Annotated in this window: 15 protein-coding genes, 1 tRNA gene and 3 pseudogenes; 10 read left to right on the top strand and 9 right to left on the bottom strand. The window is 68.9% G+C overall.

Going from position 1 to position 19725, the window contains the following annotated elements:
- Positions 1-326: 326 nt before the first annotated feature.
- Entirely contained in the window at positions 327-1232 is a 906-nt protein-coding gene (locus RGU41_RS13570) for a DUF559 domain-containing protein (RefSeq protein ID WP_322136520.1), read from the top strand.
- A 273-nt stretch (positions 1233-1505) separates the two neighbouring features.
- Here the strand turns inward: RGU41_RS13570 and RGU41_RS13565 are convergent, their stop codons facing one another.
- The 6 genes from RGU41_RS13565 to RGU41_RS13540 form a co-directional block, all read right to left on the bottom strand.
- Positions 1506-3014 (bottom strand): MFS transporter, encoded by a 1509-nt coding sequence (locus tag RGU41_RS13565; RefSeq protein ID WP_322136519.1) that lies wholly within the window; start codon positions 3012-3014, stop codon positions 1506-1508.
- 2 nt (positions 3015-3016) lie between these two features.
- Positions 3017-3226, bottom strand: coding sequence for a hypothetical protein (locus RGU41_RS13560; protein WP_322136518.1), 210 nt, complete (start codon positions 3224-3226; stop codon positions 3017-3019).
- Positions 3226-3579 carry a PadR family transcriptional regulator gene (locus RGU41_RS13555; protein WP_322136517.1) on the bottom strand — a complete coding sequence of 118 codons (354 nt, stop codon included), beginning with the start codon at positions 3577-3579 and terminating at the stop codon, positions 3226-3228. The genes RGU41_RS13560 and RGU41_RS13555 overlap by 1 nt, the downstream gene beginning before the upstream one ends.
- Before the next feature lie 135 nt (positions 3580-3714).
- Positions 3715-3788: transfer RNA gene (locus RGU41_RS13550), tRNA-Pro, on the bottom strand.
- An 81-nt stretch (positions 3789-3869) separates the two neighbouring features.
- Positions 3870-4856 (bottom strand): metallophosphoesterase, encoded by a 987-nt coding sequence (locus RGU41_RS13545; protein ID WP_322136516.1) that lies wholly within the window; start codon positions 4854-4856, stop codon positions 3870-3872.
- Positions 4853-7366, bottom strand: coding sequence for a transglycosylase domain-containing protein (locus RGU41_RS13540; protein WP_322136515.1), 2514 nt, complete (start codon positions 7364-7366; stop codon positions 4853-4855). Before RGU41_RS13540 ends, RGU41_RS13545 begins: the two co-directional genes overlap by 4 nt.
- A gap of 110 nt (positions 7367-7476) precedes the next feature.
- Between RGU41_RS13540 and RGU41_RS13535 the strand changes: the two genes are divergently transcribed.
- Both RGU41_RS13535 and RGU41_RS13530 read left to right on the top strand, forming a co-directional pair.
- Complete coding sequence (locus RGU41_RS13535; RefSeq protein ID WP_166787392.1) at positions 7477-7638, top strand: DUF4177 domain-containing protein; 162 nt, start codon at positions 7477-7479, stop codon at positions 7636-7638.
- Positions 7639-7640: 2 nt separating this feature from the next.
- Entirely contained in the window at positions 7641-8111 is a 471-nt protein-coding gene (locus RGU41_RS13530; protein WP_322136514.1) for a RidA family protein, read from the top strand.
- Here RGU41_RS13530 and RGU41_RS13525 read toward each other — a convergent pair.
- Positions 8108-9379 carry an acyltransferase gene (locus tag RGU41_RS13525; protein ID WP_322136513.1) on the bottom strand — a complete coding sequence of 424 codons (1272 nt, stop codon included), beginning with the start codon at positions 9377-9379 and terminating at the stop codon, positions 8108-8110. The two genes, RGU41_RS13530 and RGU41_RS13525, sit on opposite strands and share 4 nt — an antisense overlap.
- A gap of 62 nt (positions 9380-9441) precedes the next feature.
- Positions 9442-11396: pseudogene (gene acs / locus RGU41_RS13520) on the bottom strand (acetate--CoA ligase).
- A gap of 464 nt (positions 11397-11860) precedes the next feature.
- On the opposite strand from acs, the pseudogene RGU41_RS20960 reads away from it, so the two are divergent.
- The 5 genes and pseudogenes from RGU41_RS20960 to RGU41_RS20950 all read left to right on the top strand — a co-directional run.
- Positions 11861-12412: pseudogene (locus RGU41_RS20960) on the top strand (ATPase, T2SS/T4P/T4SS family); the annotation flags it as partial.
- Positions 12413-12534: 122 nt separating this feature from the next.
- A complete protein-coding gene (locus RGU41_RS20955) occupies positions 12535-12936 on the top strand; it encodes an ATPase, T2SS/T4P/T4SS family (protein WP_416173152.1) in 402 nt (133 codons plus the stop codon).
- Positions 12937-13294: 358 nt separating this feature from the next.
- A complete protein-coding gene (locus RGU41_RS13510) occupies positions 13295-14077 on the top strand; it encodes a pilus assembly protein TadB (protein ID WP_322136512.1) in 783 nt (260 codons plus the stop codon).
- A gap of 567 nt (positions 14078-14644) precedes the next feature.
- Positions 14645-14851 (top strand): DUF4244 domain-containing protein, encoded by a 207-nt coding sequence (locus RGU41_RS13505; protein ID WP_322136511.1) that lies wholly within the window; start codon positions 14645-14647, stop codon positions 14849-14851.
- Positions 14832-15500: pseudogene (locus tag RGU41_RS20950) on the top strand (Rv3654c family TadE-like protein); the annotation flags it as partial. The gene RGU41_RS13505 and the pseudogene RGU41_RS20950, both read left to right, overlap by 20 nt.
- A 126-nt stretch (positions 15501-15626) precedes the next feature.
- Here the strand turns inward: RGU41_RS20950 and RGU41_RS13495 are convergent.
- Positions 15627-15869: a hypothetical protein gene (locus tag RGU41_RS13495; RefSeq protein WP_134535327.1), complete on the bottom strand. Its 243-nt coding sequence runs from the start codon at positions 15867-15869 to the stop codon at positions 15627-15629.
- Positions 15870-16010: 141 nt separating this feature from the next.
- Here RGU41_RS13495 and topA point away from each other — a divergent pair, with 141 nt between their 5' ends.
- A complete protein-coding gene (gene topA / locus RGU41_RS13490; RefSeq protein WP_322136509.1) occupies positions 16011-19019 on the top strand; it encodes a type I DNA topoisomerase in 3009 nt (1002 codons plus the stop codon).
- Positions 19016-19723, top strand: a complete 708-nt coding sequence (gene tmk, locus RGU41_RS13485) for a dTMP kinase (RefSeq protein ID WP_322136508.1) — start codon at positions 19016-19018, stop codon at positions 19721-19723. Before topA ends, tmk begins: the two co-directional genes overlap by 4 nt.
- The last annotated feature ends 2 nt before the right edge of the window (positions 19724-19725 follow it).

Below are 19725 nucleotides of genomic sequence, written 5' to 3'. Positions count from 1 at the left end.
CGAGATCTTCTGAGGTGACGTGGGGATACCTGAGGTGTCGCATATCGAGGTTCCCGTGGCGTTCGAACGTCGGTTTGAGACACCTCGCAGGGACGATGCTCGTGGCGCACGAGCCGAGCGGATGGCCAGACGAGTCGATGCCCAGCCGTGAGGTGTCGCAGATCGAGGTTGAGAGCCTGCGGGAACCTCGATCTGCGACACCTCAGCGCAGGAAGTTCCGCCAGGACGGGTGTGCGCGGCTCCCCAACAAGGCGGGAATTCCGCGCAATACGCTCCGCCCTGTGCGCAACAGTTCCGGCAGAGTCTCGGGCGCGCATCCTCGTTGCATGACCAGTCGCATTCCTCTTCCGCCGGGCCTTGGCGATGGACCGTTCACGACCCGCGTCGCCGCCGAATTGGGCGTGGGCGAGGCGCGACTCCGAGGTCCCGACCTTGCCCGCCCGTTCCACGGCGTGCGCGCGCCGCTGCCCGGGGTCGCGCTCGGCCATCGCGCGCGAGCGCTCCAGCTCCGGCTTCCCCAACCGGGGTTCTTCTGCTCGATCACGGCGGCGCTCATCCAAGGGATGCCGCTCTCGAGTCGGCACGAACGCGCGCTCGAGCTGCACGTGGGGATGCCGTCGCCGATGCGTTCGAGCCGGTGCGTGGGAACGGTGGGGCACAAATTCCTGATTGACCCGCGTGATCTCTGCGACTGGTACGGTCTGCGGATGACCGTACCTGTGCGTACGTGGTGTGACCTCGCCACTGCTCTCGCCCTGGAGGATCTCGTGGCGGCCGGCGACTATGTCATCCACGTTGACAATGGACTCGTCACATACAAAGAACTCGCGGCTGCCGCGGCACGCCACCCTGGTCGGCGGGGCCGGGCACGGCTGTTCGAGGCGCTGGCGCTGCTCTCCGACCGGTCGAGGTCGCGGGCCGAATCGATTATCCGCACCACGATCGTGCTCGCGGGGATCGACGGGCTCGTCGTGAACCAGCCAATCGCGGATGCCCGCGGCGTCGTCATCGCCGAAGGGGATCTCTGCTTTCCCGCGCACCGCGTGATCTTCGAGTACCAGGGGGACTATCACCGGACCGAACCGGATCGCTCGCGCAAAGATCAAACCCGCAAGGCCCGACTCGCCGCAGCAGGATGGACCGTCGTGGAGATCGCCGGCGACGAGCTCGAGAACCGACGGATGCTGCTGCAGATCATTCGAGACACTCTCACGCTGCACCCGGCGCGCTAACCCGGGCGCAGAACCGCCTTGACGCGCGCGCAGACGCAAGTGCGCGCATCCACTCGCTGAGGTGTCGCATATCGACGTTCGCGTGGCCTGGGAACGTCGATATGCGACACTTCACGATGGTCGGGCGGACGGGTCTTCGCGTGACGGGTGCGTTTCTGCGCTGAGGTGTCGCATATCGACGTTCGCGTGGCCTGGGAACATCGATATGCGACACTTCAGCGCGACCGCTCGTCGCTCGTCGCTCGTCGCTACGCAGCGAGCGGATGCCGCGGGCTAGAAGTGCGCGTCGACCCGCTTTGGCAGCACGAAGACGAGCAGCAGCGCCAGCACGCTGAACGCGGCGCTGACGGCCATCGCATCCGTCGCGGCGGTCGTGAATGCGGACGCGAGGGCGTCCTTCCCCGGCCCGGCGACGACGAGGTTGCCGAAGAGCACGCTGCCGATCACGGCGATGCCGACGGCGGCGCCGACCCGCTGCATCACGCCGACGACACCGCTCGCGGCACCGGCCTCCGCGCGGTCGACGGTCGCGACGATGAACTGCGCGTTCGGGGCGATGAAGAATCCGCTGCCGAGGCCCGCAATGAGCAGCGGCGGCAGCAGCTCCCAGTTGGTGATCCACGGGCCGATCAGGAGCAGGGCGAGGTAGATCCAGATCAGGCCGGTCGTGACGAGGGTCACGCCGATCACGAGTACCGTGCGGCCGAGGCGCTGCGCGAGCCGGTTGCTCTGCGAGGCGCCGACGATGTTGCCGATCGCGAACGGGATCGAGACGAGCCCGGACTCGAGGGCGGTGTGGCCGAGGCCGGCCTGCCAGAGGATCGAGATCGTGAAGAAGATGCTCGTGAACGCCGCGAAGTAGACGAGCGCGAGCACGACTCCACCGGAGAAGGCCGGGTGCGAGAACAGGTGCGGCGGCACGAGCGGGCTCATGCCGCGACGCGTGAAGTTGACCTCCCAGGCCCCGAACGCGGCGAGGAGCAGCGCCCCGGCGACGAGGGTGAGGTAGGTCCAGAGCGGCCAGCCCTGGTCCTGGCCCTCGATGAGCGGCACGAGCAGGGCGACGAGGCCGCCGGAGAGCAGTACGAGCCCGATGAAGTCGATGCCCGAGCTCGTCTTGTTCGGGTCGCGCTCGGCTCCGGCGGGGAGCATGAACACGGCGGCGATGAGCGCCGCGACGCCGATCGGGAGGTTGACCCAGAACACCAGGCGCCAGCCGTTCTCGTCGCCGAACGCCTGGATGATCAGGCCACCGAGGATCGGGCCCAGCGCAGTGGAGACACCGATGACCGAGCCCATGATCGCGAACGCCTTGCCGCGCGCCATCGGCGGGAACAAGAGCTGGATCACGGCGGTGACGGCGGGCACGAAGATACCGCCGGCGAGGCCCTGCACGACGCGGGCGATGATCATCTGCAGGTCGTTCTGCGCGAGGCCGCAGGCGAGGCTCGCGAGAGTGAAGAGCGCGAGCCCGGTGAAGAAGACCCACTTGTGGCCGATCCGGTCGCCGAGCCGCCCGGCGGGAATGAGCGCGAGGCCGAACGCGAGGGCGTACCCGGAGATGATCCAGGACAGCGTCGCCTCGGAGGCATTGAGGCTCTCCCGGATGGTCGGCAGGGCGACGTTCACGATCGTGGTGTCGAGCAGCGCCATGAACATGCCGGCAAGCAGCACGATCAGGGCCTGCCACGCGTGGCGGGGGATCACGACGGGCGGTCGGGTACCGGGGGTGCCGGTGCCGGAGCCGGCCCCGGTGGAGGTCGGAGCGTTGGTGTCTGACATGGTCAGTCGGCCTTTCGGGCTAGTTCGTCCGCGACGATGTCGGGGAGGACGGTGACGAGGTGTTCGTGCCAGGCGATCTCGGCGCGCAGGCGGGCTGCCTTGTGCTGCATGACGAAACTTTCGCTGGCGGTGAGATAGGGGAGGGCGTGCGCCGTGGTGGCTTCGGAATCGGTGAGCATGGCGCGCAGAGCGAGAAGGCGTGCCTCGATCATCAGGGGAGTTCGTCGAGGCGATCGGGGTCGAGCCGGGTCATGGCGAGGTCGAACGGGTCGGGCTTGAGCACGATCGTGCGCAGCCCGTCGAGCCGGAGTGCGGCGAGGTCCCGGCGCCCGGCATCCGAAATCTCGTAGACCTGGCGCTCGGGGTAGTGGCCCTCGCGCTCGACCCTGGCCACGCTGATCAGGCCCTCGGTCGCGAGCCGCTTGATCGCGCCGTACACCGCGCCGACGGAGATGTCCGTCCACATGTGCACGTGCTCCTCCTCGGCGAGCAGGCGCAGCTGGTGACCGTGCATCGGCCCGCGCTCGGCGAGGGAGCCGAGAATGAACAGGCGAATCGATGACATGCGCCTACTCTCGCACGAGTAGTCATGCGAGTCAAGATCGAGAGTGATCGCAGCTCCCGAGCGGATGCCTGCCGCGCGCACAGCAGAAAACCCCCACTCTCGCGAGTGGGGGTTTTCTGTTTCTGTGTGTTGCTGTCGGGGTAACAGGATTTGAACCTGCGACCTCGTCGTCCCGAACGACGCGCGCTACCAAGCTGCGCCATACCCCGATGGCCCGTAAGCCTTGTCAAGTATAACCCCATGCGCACGGATGCTCGGTGCAGCCCCCGAACGGATCCCGCGGGCGGGGGCTACGACGAGGCGGTCAGGGTCAGCAGGGTCGCCTCTGGCGGGCAGGCGAAGCGCACCGGGGCGTAGATCGAGGTGCCGAGGCCGGCCGAGACGTTGAGGTACGCGCTGCGGAGTCCGGATCCCCAGAGGCTGAGCCCCTTGACCTGAGACCGCGGGATGTCGCAGTTCGTGACGAGGGCACCGAAGCCGGGCACGCAGACCTGGCCGCCGTGGGTGTGCCCCGCGAGGATCAGTTGCGCGCCGTGGTTCACGAACGAGGTGAGCACCCGGCGGTAGGGCGCGTGGGCGACGCCGATCGTGACCGTCGGCCGTGGCTCGCGGTGCTCCGCGGAGTCCGGCCAGGTCTCGTCGCCGAGCGGGTCGTCACCGCGGAGGTCGTCGACGGCCCGGGTGATCAGGTCGAGGCGATCGCGTCCGATGTGCGGGTCGTCCACGCCGAAGAGCTCGAGGTGGGTGCCGTTGATGTCGAGCGCCTCCGCGGCATTGTTGATGTCGTTCCAGCCGAGATTCGCGAAGATCCCGTGCAGACGGTCGGTGTCGAGCCGGTTCTGCGGGGCGGCCTTGAGCAGCGACGGTCCGCCGAAGTACCGGAACGGATTCTTCAGCTGCGGTCCCCAGAAATCGTTGGAACCGTTGACGAAGATCCCGGGGATCCCCGCGAACGGCTCGAGCGTGTACGCGAGGGCGTCGAAGGCATCCGTGTGGCCGAGGTTGTCTCCGGTGTCGACGACGAGGTCGGGCTTCAGCGCGGCGAGCCCGCGCACCCACTCCTGTTTGTCCTTCTGCCAGGGGGCGAGGTGCAGGTCCGAGATGTGCAGCACACGGATCGGTTTCGAGCCTGGGGCGAGCACGGGCACAGATGCCTCACGCAGGGTGAACATCCGACGTTCGAGCAGAGATCCCCAGGCGAACGCGCCGGCACCGGCCGCGGCTAGCGCGCCCGTGCCGACGAGGAGGGCCTTGGCCCCGGTGCCGAGGGTACTCATCCGCTCGCCTTGCCGTTGCCGTTGGTGGCGGCGAGCCTTCCGATCACGATCGTGATGGTGTCACCGGGCTTGGCTCCGCCACCGGCGGCCGGGGACATCGAGATGACCTTGCCCACCTGTGTCGGATCGGTGGTGTCGCCGTCCGTCTTCGCGACGGCGAACTTGCCGAGCGTCGATCGAGCCTCACCCTCACTCTTGCCGACGACGTCGGGCACGACGATCTGCGAGGCGTTGCTGGTGTACACGGTCACGCTCGAGCCGCGGCTCGTGCTTGTTGCTCCTGCCGGGTCGGTCTTGGCGATCGTGCCGCCCGGGAGCTCCGAGTCAATCGGGCCGCCGTTGACGAACAGGAAGCCGGCCGCCTCAAGGGTGGTCTGGGCCTCGGTGAGGCTCTTGCCGCGGAGGTCCGGGATGGGGATCTGAACCGCATTGACGATCGTTCCGGTCGCGGCGGGGAACGCGTCTCCGCCGTACTTGGCGTTGGCGACGCTCATGATGACCGGCCACATCCGGTGCCGGGCGGTGGCCGCCTGGCCGCTCGCGAAGGTGGTGTTGCGCTGGTCCTTGTCGCCGGTGACGCTCATCACTCCGACGATGGTCGCGACCTTGCTGCTCGCGCCGCCCATCCAGGTGTCCTTGTTGCCGTCGGTGGTACCGGTCTTACCGATCATCGGGACCTTCGGGCTCGTGGCCGCGTTCGAGGCGGCGGCAGTTCCCCCCGATCCCATGACCTGCTGCATGGCGGTCGTCATGCCGGCCGCGACGTTGGGGTCGACTGACTGGTGGCAGTCGCTTGTCGGCGCCGGGAGTGCGGTTCCGTCGGAGCCGGTGATGTGGTCGATCACGATCGGGCTGCAGGTCGTGCCCTTGTTGGCGATGCCGGCGAAGGCGACCGCCATGCTCAGGGGCGCGACTTCGTTGGTGCCGAGCACCGCTGAGGCACCCTGCTCGAGCGGGGCACCGTCGGCGCGCGTCACGTCGAAGGCCTCCGCGGTCTTGCGGATGGCACACAGGTCGAGTTTCTTCGCCATGCCGATGAAGCCGCTGTTGATCGACCCGATCGTGGACTCGAGGGCGCTGTAGTTGGCGCCGTTCTCGGACGACGAGTCGTTCTTCGGGTTGTAACCGGGGAAGCTCACCGTGCCGCCGGTGGCGCAGCTGTCCCGGAAGGTGCCCCAGTTCGACTTGATACGGGAGTCGACCCGCTCGTTGAGCGAGTGGCCCTCGGTCAGCCACTCGGCGAGCGTGAACACCTTATACATCGATCCAGGCTGGAAGCCGTGCGAACCGCCCTGGTCGACGTTGGTGTTGTAATTGATCCCCGTGTAGTTCGCGCCGGTGGCCTGGACGGCCGGGTCCTGGCTGTAGTCCTTGTTCTGCGCCATGGCGAGCACCTTGCCGGTACCGACGCCGACGCTCACGGCCACGCCACCGACGTCCCAGCCGGGGTAGGTGTCGGGGACGTTGGCCTTCATCGTGGCCTCAGCGGCCTGCTGGAGGTCCAAGTCGAGGGTCGTGTAGACGTTGAACCCGCCGCGGCGGAAGTTCGCCATCCGGGTGGTGTCGTCGGCTCCGAAGACCGGGTTGTTCTGCAGGGTGTTCACGACGAGGTCGCAGAAGTACGCGCTGCCGCCGGCGGTCTGGCAGCCGGTCGAGGGTTCGTGGATGCTGGGCTCGATGGCCGACGCGATCGCGGCATCGTGGTCAGCCTGGTTGATCTTGCCGTACTTGAGCATCTGGTCGAGGATGTAGTCGCGGCGGTCCTTGTTCGCGGCGTACCCGTTCGCGGCGCCGTTGGTCGCGCTGTCCGGCTGGTCGAGCTGGAACTTGACCGGGTTGTTCACGATCGCGACCAGGCTCGCGGCCTGCGGCAGCGTCAGCGTCGCCGCCGTCGCGCCGAAGTAGTACTCCGCGGCGGACTCGATGCCGTAGACGGTGCCGCCGAAGCCGGTGATGTTCAGGTACTGGCGGAGGATGTCGTCCTTCGCGTACTTCTTCTCCACGCCGATCGCGAGGCGCATCTCCTTGAGCTTGCGGTCGGGAGTGGTTGCGGTGGCCGCGTCATAACAGTCCGACTTCTTCTGCGCATCCGTGAGCACTTCGCACTTCTGCACGAGCACGTTCTTCACGTACTGCTGGGTGATCGAGGACCCACCGCGAGTGCCGCCGCCCGCGAGGGTCGAGACGAGGCCGCCGACGGTGCCCTGCAGGTCGACGCCGCCGTGGTCGTAGAACCGGGGGTCTTCACCGGAGGTCGCGGCGTCCTTGACGAACTGGTTGATCGCGTCCGAGGCGACCTCGACGCGGTTCTGGTCGTAGAACGAGGCCAGGAGATAGGGGGCGCCGGTGCTCGTGGTCGCGTAGATGTTGCTCTTCTGCGAGAGCTGGTCGATCTTCAGGTAGTCCGGCAGGTTCTCGAAGACGTTGATCGTGTTCGTGGCAGCCATGCCCGACAAAGCGAGAGCGGGAGTGACCGCGGCCGTCACGAGAACACCGACGATTGCACTCATTCCAACGAAACCCAGGAGACCGCCCAGGGAGCCGCTGACCGTTCGATTTTTGGCAGACATACAATTGAGCGTACGGGACAAATCTGTAAAACCGCCTGAATCGGAGTCTTATGCCTGCCTGGGAGTACCTCACCACCCCGCTGATGATCCACAACACCGCCGCCATCCTGAACAGCTGGGGATCGGACGGCTGGGAGCTCGTCCAGGTCGTGCCGGGACCGGAGGGCGGCCTCGTCGCATACCTCAAGCGTCCCGTCGTGAAGGAGGCCTGATCGTGTCGATCATTGATGCGCGTCTCGCCGAACTGGGGATCGACCTGCCGAGTGTGGTTCCCCCGATGGCGTCCTACGTTCCCGCTGTCGTCTCTGGCAACCTCGTCTTCACCTCCGGCCAGCTGCCGATGGTGTCCGGCGTGCTGCCGGAGACCGGAAAGGTCGGCGACGGCCACGGTCTCGTGCCCGCCGCGGACGCGCAGGAGTACGCCCGCCTGTGCGCGCTCAACGCCCTCGCCGCGATCAAGGCCGTGATCGGGTCGCTCGACCGCATCACGCAGGTGGTCAAGGTCACCGGGTTCGTCGCATCCGACCCCGGGTTCACCGGCCAGCCCGGCGTCGTCAACGGGGCGTCGCAGGTGCTCGGCGAGATCTTCGGCGACCGCGGCGTGCACGCCCGGTCGGCAGTCGGCGTCGCCGTGCTGCCGCTCGACTCGCCCGTCGAGGTGGAGCTCATCGTCTCGTTCGCTTAGGCGCTCGCGCGCTCGTTCTCGGGCACGGGAGAGGTGGGGGCGGCGGATGCCGCGGCATCCGTTCGCCTGCCGCCGCGCCTCTGTAGCGCACCGGCCGTCTCGCTCGCCCACCGGCCCGTCCAGTTCGCGAGGCGTTGCGAGGGCAGCTCGACCCACAGGTACATCAGTTGCGCGAGCGCGAGGCTGAGCGGCACCGAGACGAGCGCGCCGAGCCACCAGCGGCCAGGGCCGAACGTCGTGCCGAAGGCGACGACGACCGGGAAGTGCACGAGGTACAGGCTGAAGCTCACCCGGCCGAGCCAGACCAGCGGCCGGGCGGAGAGCGGGCGCTGCAGCGGGGGCCAGAGCGCGACGACGGCGACGACGAGCACGGCGCCGGGCACCCGCAGCGCGAGGGTCAGGTCGCCCCAGAGTCCGCTGAGTTGCGGGCGCAGCAGCCAGTGCGACACGAGCAGCGCGGGGCCGAGGGCGGTGAGCCCGATCCAGATGGCGGTGCCGCCGCGTCGTGCGGCGACCCGGGCCGCCCAGACGCGGAGTGACTCGTAGTTCGCGGCGAGCAGGGCGCCGAGGCCGAACGCGGGCAGGTACATCAGCGGTTCGATGCCGGTGACGTACCCGGTCGCACTCACGGCGAGGAACGCCGCGGCCCAGAGCGCGGGCAGCCGGCGGGTCGCGACGGCGAGCAGCACGCAGATCGGCAGCAGAAGCGAGAACCACATCTCCCAGGTCAGCGACCAGAGCGGCGGGTTGACGTCCGGCCGGCCGGAGCCGCCGATGACGCTCGCCTCGCCGAGCAGGTTGGGGAGGCCGATGTCGGGATTGTCCTGCCGCTTGAGCCAACTGCCGCCGACGTCGATGCCCGCACGCGGCACGAGGAGGATCCACGCGGCGGCGAGGGCGACGGACACGACGACGGGGATCGCCAGGCGGATGATGCGGCGCGGGTAATAGGCCACCCAGTCGTAGCCGCGGGCGGCGAGCCCGTTCGCTGTGCTCGCGGCCCGGCTCGCGAGCGGGGAGCGCACGAGCACGAAACCGCTGAGTACGAAGAAGACCAGCACGAACTCGGGGCCGGCGACGAGGAACTTGAGCGGGGTCAGGGTCGACCACCAGCCCGCCGAACCCGTGTCGACGCCGACGGTCGACTGGTAGGCGGCCGCGATGCCGGGAGCGGTCATCGAGACGTGGTGCACGAGCACAATGCCCGCGGCGACACCGCGGAGGGCGTCGAGCGCGACCAGGCGTCCGGACGAGGGAAGACGAGGCATTGTCCCCACGATAGGGGGCCGCTTGTGAAAACCCTCACTGCCCCCTCGTCCGGCCGGCCCGGCTACCCCAGGGTGCTCTTGATCACCTGCATCACGGAGGTGTCGGCGAGGGTCGTCGTGTCGCCGATTTCGCGGCCCTCTGCGACGTCCTGCAACAGGCGGCGGATGATCTTGCCCGAGCGGGTCTTCGGCAGCTCGTTCACGATGAAGATCTGCCGGGGCCGGGCGATCGCGCCGATCTGCTGCGTCACGTGCGCACGCAGCACCGCCTGGATGTCCTCGTGCGAGGACTCCTCGAGGTGGCTGTACTTGATGATCACGAATGCGACGACGGCCTGGCCGGTCGTCTCGTCGTGCGCGCCGACCACGGCCGCCTCGGCCGTCATCGGGTGCGACACGAGCGAGGACTCGATCTCCGCGGTGGAGAGCCGGTGCCCGGAGACATTCATCACGTCGTCGACCCGGCCGAGCAGCCAGATATCGCCGTCCTCGTCGAGGCGGGCGCCGTCGCCGGCGAAGTAGCGCGGGTTCTCCTCACCGAACTTCTCCCAGTACGTTTCGATGAACCGCTCCGGGTCGCCCCAGATGCCGCGGAGCATCGACGGCCAGGGCTCGGTGACGACGAGCAGCCCGCCGTTACCGTGGCCCACGTGCACGCCGGCCTCGTCGAGCACGTCGATCGACACCCCGGGGATCGGTACCTGCGCGGCACCCGGCTTCGCGACGGTGACCCCGGGAAGCGCCGAAATCATGATCGCGCCGGTCTCGGTCTGCCACCAGGTGTCCATGACAGGGGCGACGTTGCCGCCGATCACCTCGCGGTACCACATCCACGCCTCGGGGTTGATCGGTTCGCCGACCGAGCCGAGCAGCCGCAGGCTCGACAGGTCGAAGCCCTGGGGAATCTGGCGGCCGAGCTTCATGAACGTGCGGATGGCGGTGGGCGCCGTGTAGAGGATGCTGACCTTGTACTTCTCGACGATCTCCCACCAGCGGCCAGGGTGCGGGGTGTCCGGGGTGCCCTCGAAGAGCACCTGCGTCGCCCCGTTGGCGAGCGGGCCGTAGGTCACGTAGCTGTGACCCGTGATCCAGCCGACGTCCGCGGTGCACCAGTAGACATCCGTTTCGGGGTGCAGGTCGAAGACGTTCTTGTGGGTGAAGGCGACCTGGGTGAGGTACCCGCCGCTCGTGTGCAGGATGCCCTTGGGCTTACCGGTCGTGCCGGAGGTGTAGAGAATGAACAGCGGATTCTCGGCGGGGAAACCCTCGGCCTCGTGCTCGGCGTCGACGCTCGCGAGCTCGTCGTGCCACCACAGGTCGCGGTCGGTCCACTCCACGTCGTTGCCGGTGCGCTTGACGACGAGCACGTTGCGCACGGTCGTCGGCACACCGGTCAGCGCCATGTCGACCGCGGGCTTGAGGGCGTGACGCGGCCCTTGCGGTAGCCGCCGTCCGCGGTGATCACGAGCACCGCGTTCGCGTCGTCGATTCGTGACCGCAGGCTCTCAGCGCTGAAGCCGCCGAAGATGACCGAGTGCACGGCGCCGATCCGGGCGACGGCGAGCATCGAGATCACGGCCTCCGGGATCATTGGCAGGTAGATCGCGACCCGGTCCCCGGCCTGCACGCCGAGCTTTGTCAGCACATTCGCAGCGCGCTTCACCTCGGCCGTCAACTCGGCGTAGGTGATCGCGCGGGAGTCTCCTGGCTCGCCTTCGAAGTAGAGCGCGACCCGGTCGCCATTGCCCGCGAGCACGTGCCGGTCGAGGCAGTTCCAGGCCACATTGAGGTGCCCGTCCTCGAACCATTTCGCGAACGGCGGGTTGGTCCAGTCGAGCACGGTGGTGAACGGCTTGTGCCAGTGCAGCAGCTCGCGGGCCTGATCGGCCCAGAATCCGAGGCGATCGTTCGCGGCATCCGTGTAGAGCTGCGCGGTGCCGATGGCTTGGTCCGCGAACTCGGCAGTCGGTGCGAACCTGCGGGTTTCGTTGAGAAGGTGGTCGATCTGAACGCTCATAGCTTGTCGCTCCTTTGCGATGACGGCCGGGTGCGTAACAAGCCCCTCGTGCACCATACCCTGACGATCCGCGAACTCACGTTGCGGGGAATTGCGGAGCGGCTCTCTCCCCGGAGAACTCTCCGGGATCGCCCGAGGTCACCCCTGAATGGGGGCCGCGTCACCGTGTCCTCATTTATGAGGACACGGGGGACTTGCGCATCTTGATTTTCCTTATACACTTGGACTCGTCCGAACGAAAGTTTTGACCTGCATCACGTTTGGTTCCCCCAATCAGCGTGATGCCGAGGCGGCACCTGTTCCCCCCAATAGGTGCCGCCCCCCTTTTTTAACGACCCGACGGGTTTCCGGCAGTTTTCCGGCGGTTCGGTGGCTCGTCCTCCACCGTCGTCGTGCAGGGCGACGCGTCCCCAGCCTGGTGTTGTGGCCCCGTCCACGAGGTCATCGCCGGATACTTTCGGGTCATGGTGCAACCGTTCGTCGCCGCCCCGTCGCTCAGCCGTGAGCGGATGCCCGAGGCCGCCGACCCGGGGGAGCGCGCGCCGGTGACGGGGCCGGTGCGGGGGTCGGTGACGGGGTTGGTGCCCGGGCGGAACCTGGCCGGACTGGGCCCGCTCGCGCGGTACGCGGCATCCGCAGGTGTGACGGACCTGTTCGTCAACGGCGAGGCCGGCCTCTGGGTCGATGCGGGCCTCGGCCCGGTGCGGCAGTCGGGCTGGCGGTGTGCCGAGGCCGAGGTGCGGGCGCTCGCGGTGCGGCTGATCGCGCTCGGCGGCCGGCACATCGACGAGGCGAGCCCGTGCGTCGACGTGCGGCTCGCCGACGGCATCCGGGTGCACGCCGTGCTGCCGCCGGTGTCGAGCACGGGCACCCTGCTCTCGATCCGGCTGCCGCGGCCCGACCGGCCGCGACTGGACGCGCTCGCCGCTGGGGGCCTGTTCGGCTCGGGGACGGCGGGCCTCGCGCTCAGCGACCGGCTGCGTGCAGCGGTGCAGGGCCGGGAGAACCTGCTCGTGACCGGGGCGGCGGGCAGCGGCAAGACCACCCTGCTGGCAGCACTTCTCGGCGAGGCGCCGCCGGGGAGCGCATCGTCGTCATCGAGGACGTCGCCGAACTCCGCATTGACCACCCCCACGTCGTGGCGCTCGAATCGCGGCAGCCGAACCTCGAAGGCGCCGGGCGGGTCGGCCTGGACGCGTTGCTCCGCGAGGCCCTGCGGATGCGCCCGGACCGGCTGGTGCTCGGCGAATGCCGCGGCGGCGAACTGCGCGAACTGCTCGCCGCCCTCAACGCCGGCCATGACGGCGGGGCGGGCACCCTGCACGCGACCTCCCTGGGCGACGTGCCCGCCCGGCTCGAGGCCCTCGGGGCGCTCGCCGGGATGAGCCAGGCGGCCGTCGCCCGGCAGGCCGTCAGCGCGATCGGCCTCGTGCTGCACCTCGAGCACCGCGGCGGTGAGCGCAGGCTCGCGCAGCTCGGCCGGTTCGAGCTCGACGGCTGCGGGCTGCCGGTGGCCGTGCCGGCCGTGGGCATCCCGTGATGCGCCGTGGAGCGGTCAAGCAAGCCCGAGGGGACGCCGACATCGAGGATGCGGCCCGGATCGTGCAGCGGCTGGCCGTGCTCCTCTCGGCAGGGGTGTCGCCCGTGAACGCGTGGGGATACCTGGACGAGGACGCCGGCCCTGACGCCTCTCGTGCTGCCCAGAGGGGTGCGGATCGGAGGCGACCGCGGGTGAACCGGGCGGGTGGCGATTCGCCGGCCGTCGGCATCCGTGTCGTGCGCGCCGCCGGTCTCGCCGCGAGTCGCGGGGACAGCGTTGCGGAGGCCATTGCGGGGGAGGCGCGGGCCGTTGGCGGGCAGTCGGCGAGGCCTGGTGCGCGGTCGCCGCCGCGTGGGAGGTGGCGACCCGGTCAGGGGCGCCGCTCGCCGCGTGCCTGCGTCAGCTCGCGGCCAGCCTGCGCGACCTCGGCCAGCTTCATGCGGACCTCGAGACGGCGCTCGCCGGCCCGGCCGCGACCGCCCGGCTGGTCGCCGTCCTGCCGCTCGTCGGGATCCTCTTCGGCGTGCTGCTCGGGTTCAACACCGTCGCGACGCTGTTCCTGACCGTACCGGGCTGGCTGTGCCTCGGCAGCGGTACCGGACTCATACTCGCGGGGAACCGGTGGAATCGCCGGCTGCTCCGGCGGGCCCGGGCTCGGGCGCCGACGCCGGGCCTCGATCTGGACCTGACCGCGATCGCGATGAGCGGCGGCGGTTCGGTCGACCGCGCCCAGGCCCGGGTGACCGAGGCGCTCGGCCGCTATCTCCCCGCCGCGCCAGACCCGCATCCGGAACGAGGCCGGCGGTCGGAGCCCGCGAAGCCCGGCCGCTCCGCCGCCCTCGGCCGCACCGCAAGACGCGGCCGCTCAACCGACCCCGGCTACTCAGCGGACCCTGGCCGCTCCGCCGCGGACCGGGTGCTGGACCTGGCCGTGCGCGCCGGCGTGCCCGCCGCCGAGCTCTTGCGCAGCGAAGCCGAGCAGCTGCGCCGCGACGCCCGGACAGCAGGCCAGCGGCGGGCGGTCACCCTCGGGATCGCCCTGCTGGTTCCCCTCGGCGTGTGTGTCCTGCCGGCCTTCATGCTGCTCGGCGTGGTGCCGCTCCTCGTGACGGTGCTGTCGACGACGCTCTCGGAGTTCTAGCCGCGGCAGCCGTGTACGAAGAGACCCGGGCACGAAAAGACCCGAGCACGAAAAAAGAGCCGGGCCCTTGGGCCCGGCTCTTTCGAAGTCACGGTGAAACTGTCCAGCTGCTCTAGTCCTTGCGCTCCGGACGAGCTTTCTTGTCGGCGCGTTTTTCCTTCAGAGTCTTCGCTGCGGCAGTCTTGCCGGTGCTCTTCTTTGGGGATTTGTCTGCCATCAGCGCCTCGTTCCCCGGACCCTTGTGGGTGCCGTTGGGAAGACACTACGCTCATCTTTCGCCAAAGGTAACCCCTTTCTGAAATTGGTCGTCGTGGAGCAAAAATCGCCTCCTCAGTGCCGTCCTCGCCCGATCGCGAGAGCGCAGTTTTGACCCTTAAACCGCGGTCTTAGGGGCCAAAAGTGTACTCTCGCGATCCCACGCGGGGCGGGCGTCCTCAACGGGGCCGGGTCGGGCGGCGTTGTCCACCGAATCCGGATCGGCCGCGGGATTCGGTGTCTGGCGGGCGAATCTGGAACCGATCGTGCCGCCGGACAACCGCGTCGATCGACGCGAGAGGAGAAGAACAGATGCCGAGCACAACAGACACGGTGAAACGACGACCACTCCGGGCCGTCAGGCGCGTGCGGGAGGATTCGGGCGCCGCGACCGCCGAGTACGTGATCGCCACGATGGCGGCCGTCGGCTTCGCGGGATTGCTCATCCTCATCCTCCGGGGAGACGAAGTGAGCGGCATCCTCACCGAGCTGGTGCGCCATGCCCTCACGGTCGGGTAGCCGGAGGGCCGCATCCCGTGCCGCGGCCGGTGACGCGACCGGCACCGACGGGAGCAGCGTCCCGGCCGAGCGCGGCAGCATCACGGCCGAATTCGCCGCCGTCATTCCGGCCGTGCTCCTCGTGCTGCTGCTCTGCCTCGGCGGGGTGCAGGTCGGCGGTCAGTCAGCAGGTCCGGCTGGCGGATGCCGCGGCCCAGGCGGCCCGGTCCCTCGCCCGGGGCGACGGGCTAGACCACGCGACCAGTCTGGCCCGGCAACTCGTCGGCGGCGCGGCCGTCTCAGTGGACCAGCGCGGCGACGCGGTCTGCGCCCGGCTGAGCGCTCCCGCAGCACTCGGGATCACGGTGACGGCGGGCTCGTGCGCGCTCGGAGGCGCCACGTGACCCGCAACCGCGATCGTGGCTCCGGGTCGGTGCTCGCGGTGGGCATCCTCGGGGCGGTCGTGCTGCTGACCGCGCTCCTGCTCCCGTTCGTCGCGGTGCTCGTCGTCGGCCAGGCCGTGCGGGCGGCGGCGGATGCCGCGGCGCTCGCCGCAGCGGACACGCTGTCGGGACTCGTGGCCGGGGTGCCCTGCCAGGCAGCGGCCGAGATCGCGGCCCTCGACGGGGCATCCGTGGCGCGCTGCACAACGGCCGGCCCGATCGCGAGCGTCACGGTCACCCGGGAATTTCTCGGCTGGAACCTGAGAGCGCGCGCCAGGGCCGGTCCGCCGGGTTCGGCGGGTGCACCGGGAGGCGGAGCTTCGCCCGGGAACGATCGGGGCGGAGCGGCCGGCTCAGTCGAAAATGGCCTCGAGGTAGCGGTAGTCGACGGCCGTCGGTCGCTCGGGAAACTCCGTGGAGTCGAACTCCAGGCCGGCGCCGCGGGTATAGAGGTAGCGCTTGCCACCGGACTCCGCGGGAATCTCCAGACGAGGCCGGATATCGCCCGTCTCGAGGAACTCCGTGGTGATCGTCTTGCCTTCGAGGGGGCCGTCCGTAAGCTTCGCGGTGTACGTGCCCGTAGCTGCTGTACCCATGCCTCCATTGTCCTCACCCAGGCGAGGCTGGCAAGCCCCAAAGCCCAGTGTGACGTGTGGCCGATTAGGTGGGCACCATCTTTCTGTGTGTATGGTGTGCCTTGGCCCTTCAACGGGCCGATACCTATAAAGAGGAGTCTGGTGCCAGGCACTAAGAAGCTGGTCATTGTCGAATCGCCGACAAAAATGAAGTCGATCGCCGCGTATCTCGGCGACGGCTACGAGGTCCTGTCCTCGGTCGGCCACATTCGGGACCTGATCGAGCCAAAAAACCTGCCCCCTGAACTGAAGAAGGGGCCCCTCGGCAAGTTCTCCGTCGACGTCGACAACGGCTTCGAGCCGTATTACGTCGTCTCCGACGCGAAGAAGAAGACCGTCGCCGAACTCAAGCGGGCGATGAAGACGGCCGATGAACTCCTGCTCGCAACTGATGAGGACCGCGAAGGCGAGGCCATCGCCTGGCACCTCCTGCAGGTCCTCCAGCCCAAGGTCCCCGTGAAGCGCATGGTGTTCCACGAGATCACCAAGGAAGCGATCCTCAAGGCCAAGGACAACACCCGCGACCTCGACACGGCCCTCGTCGACGCGCAGGAGACCCGGCGCATCCTCGACCGCATCTACGGCTACGAGATTTCCCCCGTGCTCTGGCGCAAGGTCGGCCCCGGCCTCTCCGCCGGCCGCGTGCAGTCCGCCGCGACCCGCCTCGTCGTCGACCGCGAACGCGAACGCCTCGCGTTCGTCTCCGCCGGCTACTGGGACCTCTCGGCCCAGCTCGCCTCCGGTACGGCGCGCGAGGATGCCGCTTTCCAGGCCAAGCTCGTGCGCCTCAACGGCGAACGCATCGCCTCCGGCGGCGACTTCGACGATCTCGGCCGCCTCAAGCCCAAGGTCACGGCGACGACGCTCGACGAGGCATCCGCCCTCGCTCTCGCCGACGCGCTCAAGGAACCGAGCGTCGCGATCACCGTGACCAAGGTCGCCTCCAAGCCGTACCGTCGCAGCCCGGCCGCCCCGTTCACGACGTCGACCCTGCAGCAGGAAGCCGCCCGCAAGCTGCGCTTCACCGCCCGGCAGACCATGAGCGTCGCCCAGTCGCTCTACGAAAACGGCTACATCACCTACATGCGTACCGACTCGCCGTCGCTCTCGCAGCAGGCGATCACCGCGGCCCGTAACCAGGCATCCTCTCTCTACGGCCCAGAAACGGTGCCGGCCCAGCCGCGCCTCTACAAGGGCAAGAGCAAGAACGCGCAGGAGGCCCACGAGGCCATCCGCCCGTCCGGCGATACCTTCCGCACGCCCTCCTCGCTCGCGAACACCATCCGCGGTAACGACTTCCGCCTCTACGACCTGATCTGGAAGCGCACGGTCGCCTCGCAGATGGCCGACGCGACCGGTTCGACCGCGTCCGTCACCATCGCGGCAGGCCCGACCGGCGTCTCGCCCCACCCCGCGGCGTCCGGCGTGCTCGCCGAGTTCTCCGCGAGCGGCACGGTGATCACCTTCCGCGGCTTCATGCTCGCCTACGAGGAATCCCGCGACGAAGAGCGCAACGCGCCCACCGATCCGACCGAGTCCAAGCTGCCGCCGCTCGAAGAGGGCCAGTCGCTGTCCCTGCTCGAGGTCGAGGCCAAGGGCCACGAGACCACCCCGGCCGCCCGGTACACCGAGGCGAGCCTCGTCAAGAAGCTCGAAGAGCTCGGCATCGGCCGCCCGTCGACGTACGCCTCGATCATCTCCACGATCACCGACCGCGGCTACGTCACCCCGCGCGGCCAGTCGCTCGTGCCGAACTGGATCGCCTTCTCCGTGGTGCGCCTGCTCGAGGAATACTTCACCGATCTCGTCGAATACGACTTCACCGCCGAGATGGAAGACGACCTCGACCGCATCGCCGACGGCAAGGCCGACCGCGTCGACTGGCTCAACAGCTTCTACTTCGGCTCCGAGAAGCACCGCGGTCTCCGCCAGGTCGTCGACAACCTCGGTGAGATCGACGCCCGGTCGATCAACTCGATGCCGATCGGTGACGACATCACCCTCCGCATCGGCAAGTACGGCCCGTACCTCGAGGTCATCGACCCTGCTGCCGCAGCGGATGCCCCGCCGCGCCGGGTGAACATCCCGCCGGACCTCGCACCCGACGAACTGACCCCCGCGAAAGCACGTCAGCTCATCGACGCGCCCGTCGTCATCGACCGCGTCATCGGGGTCAACCCGGAGACCGGCAAGAACATCGTCGCCAAGGACGGTCGTTTCGGCCCGTACGTGACCGAGCTCGACCCGGCACCCGCCGAGCCCGCCGTCGTCGAACTCGTCGAGACCCAGACCGAGTCCGCCGGCGAGACCATCGACCCGCTCACCGGTGAAGTGACCCAGCTGGTCGACGCCGGCGCTCCCGCAGCGAAGCCCAAGCGCAAGCCGGCCGCGAAGAAGATCGCCCCCGCCGACAAGCCGCGCACCGCCTCGCTGTTCAAGTCGATGGACCTCGCGACGATCGACCTCGAGACCGCGCTCCGGCTGCTCGCCCTCCCGCGCGTCGTCGGCCTCGACCCGGAAACGCAGACCGAGATCACCGCACAGAACGGTAAGTTCGGCCCGTACCTGAAGAAGGGCGTCGACACCCGCTCGCTCACGAGCGAGGACCAGATCTTCGAGATCGACCTGCCCGGAGCGGTCGAACTGTACAGCCAGCCCAAGTACGGTGCGCGGCGTGCGTCGAGCGCCCTCAAGGAATTCGAGACGCCCGACCCGGACAGCGGCAAGGCGATCAAGATCAAGGACGGCCGATTCGGCGCCTACGTCACCGACGGTGTCACGAATGCGACGATCCCGAAGGCCGAGACGGTCGAAGAGGTCGATTTCGACCGGGCCGTGCAGCTCCTCGCCGACAAGCGCGCCAAGGGACCGGCCGTCAAGAAGGCGCCCGCGAAGAAGGCCCCCGCCAAGAAGCCGGTCGCCAAGAAGCCCGCAGTGAAGAAGCCCGCCGTGAAGAAGCCCGTCGTGAAGAAGGCCACCGCTACGAAGACCACGGTCACCAAGACCGCAGTCCGCAAGCCGGCCGTCACCAAGACAGGGACCTCCACCAAGACCGCGACGACCAGGACTGCAGCGACGAAGACTCCCGCGGGTTCGACCACCCAGTCGTGACCGCAGCAGACGTGACCGGGGCGGCCTCCACTGAGGCCGCCCCGACCGGCCTCTTCATTACCCTCGAGGGCGGCGACGGTTCGGGCAAGTCCACCCAGGCCCGGCTGCTCGCCGAGTGGCTCGGTGAGCAGGGCCGCACGGTGCTGCGCACCCGGGAGCCCGGCGGCACCGTCGTCGGCGTCGAAATCCGTGAGATCGTCCTGCACCACACCGGCGAGGTGTCTCCGCGCGCAGAGGCCCTGCTCTACGCGGCCGATCGCGCCCAGCACATCGCCACTGCCGTGCGTCCGGCGCTCGCCCGCGGGGACGTGGTGGTCCAGGACCGCTACCTCGACTCATCCGTCGCCTACCAGGGCGCGGGGCGGGTACTCGGCGCCGCGGAGATCCGCGAGCTGTCGCTCTGGGCCGCGGAAGGCCTGCTGCCCGAGCTCACCATCCTGCTCGACCTCGATGAGACCGTCGCGCGCGGCCGGCTCGACGCCGCCAACAAGCGTTTCGACCGCCTCGAGGCCGAGAAGGGCGACTTCCACCGGCGGGTGCGTGCTGCGTTCCTCGACCTCGCCCGCGCCGAGCCCGACCGTTTCCTGGTCGTGGATGCCGCGCGCCCGGTCGACGAGATCGCCGCGGCGATCCGCGCCCGCGTCGCCCCCTGCTCTGACCTCGCAGGCGTCTGGGCGGGATGTCAGCGGCGACCGGTACCCTGAGG

It is taken from the genome of Cryobacterium sp. 10C3 (assembly GCF_034314285.1).
Classification (GTDB): domain Bacteria; phylum Actinomycetota; class Actinomycetes; order Actinomycetales; family Microbacteriaceae; genus Cryobacterium; species Cryobacterium glucosi.
The sequence above is the reverse complement of the archived record's forward strand: the minus strand, read 5'-3'. Positions and strand labels throughout refer to the sequence as shown.

What these genes read in the sequence shown, in the direction of transcription:
- RGU41_RS13570 (WP_322136520.1), top strand. Translation starts at nt 327, where the DNA reads ATGACCAGTCGCATTCCTCTTCCGCCGGGCCTTGGCGATGGACCGTTC.
- RGU41_RS13565 (WP_322136519.1), bottom strand. Translation starts at nt 3,014, where the DNA reads ATGTCAGACACCAACGCTCCGACCTCCACCGGGGCCGGCTCCGGCACC.
- RGU41_RS13560 (WP_322136518.1), bottom strand. Translation starts at nt 3,226, where the DNA reads ATGATCGAGGCACGCCTTCTCGCTCTGCGCGCCATGCTCACCGATTCC.
- RGU41_RS13555 (WP_322136517.1), bottom strand. Translation starts at nt 3,579, where the DNA reads ATGTCATCGATTCGCCTGTTCATTCTCGGCTCCCTCGCCGAGCGCGGG.
- RGU41_RS13545 (WP_322136516.1), bottom strand. Translation starts at nt 4,856, where the DNA reads ATGAGTACCCTCGGCACCGGGGCCAAGGCCCTCCTCGTCGGCACGGGC.
- RGU41_RS13540 (WP_322136515.1), bottom strand. Translation starts at nt 7,366, where the DNA reads ATGAGTGCAATCGTCGGTGTTCTCGTGACGGCCGCGGTCACTCCCGCT.
- RGU41_RS13535 (WP_166787392.1), top strand. Translation starts at nt 7,477, where the DNA reads ATGCCTGCCTGGGAGTACCTCACCACCCCGCTGATGATCCACAACACC.
- RGU41_RS13525 (WP_322136513.1), bottom strand. Translation starts at nt 9,379, where the DNA reads ATGCCTCGTCTTCCCTCGTCCGGACGCCTGGTCGCGCTCGACGCCCTC.
- RGU41_RS13505 (WP_322136511.1), top strand. Translation starts at nt 14,645, where the DNA reads ATGCCGAGCACAACAGACACGGTGAAACGACGACCACTCCGGGCCGTC.
- RGU41_RS13495 (WP_134535327.1), bottom strand. Translation starts at nt 15,869, where the DNA reads ATGGGTACAGCAGCTACGGGCACGTACACCGCGAAGCTTACGGACGGC.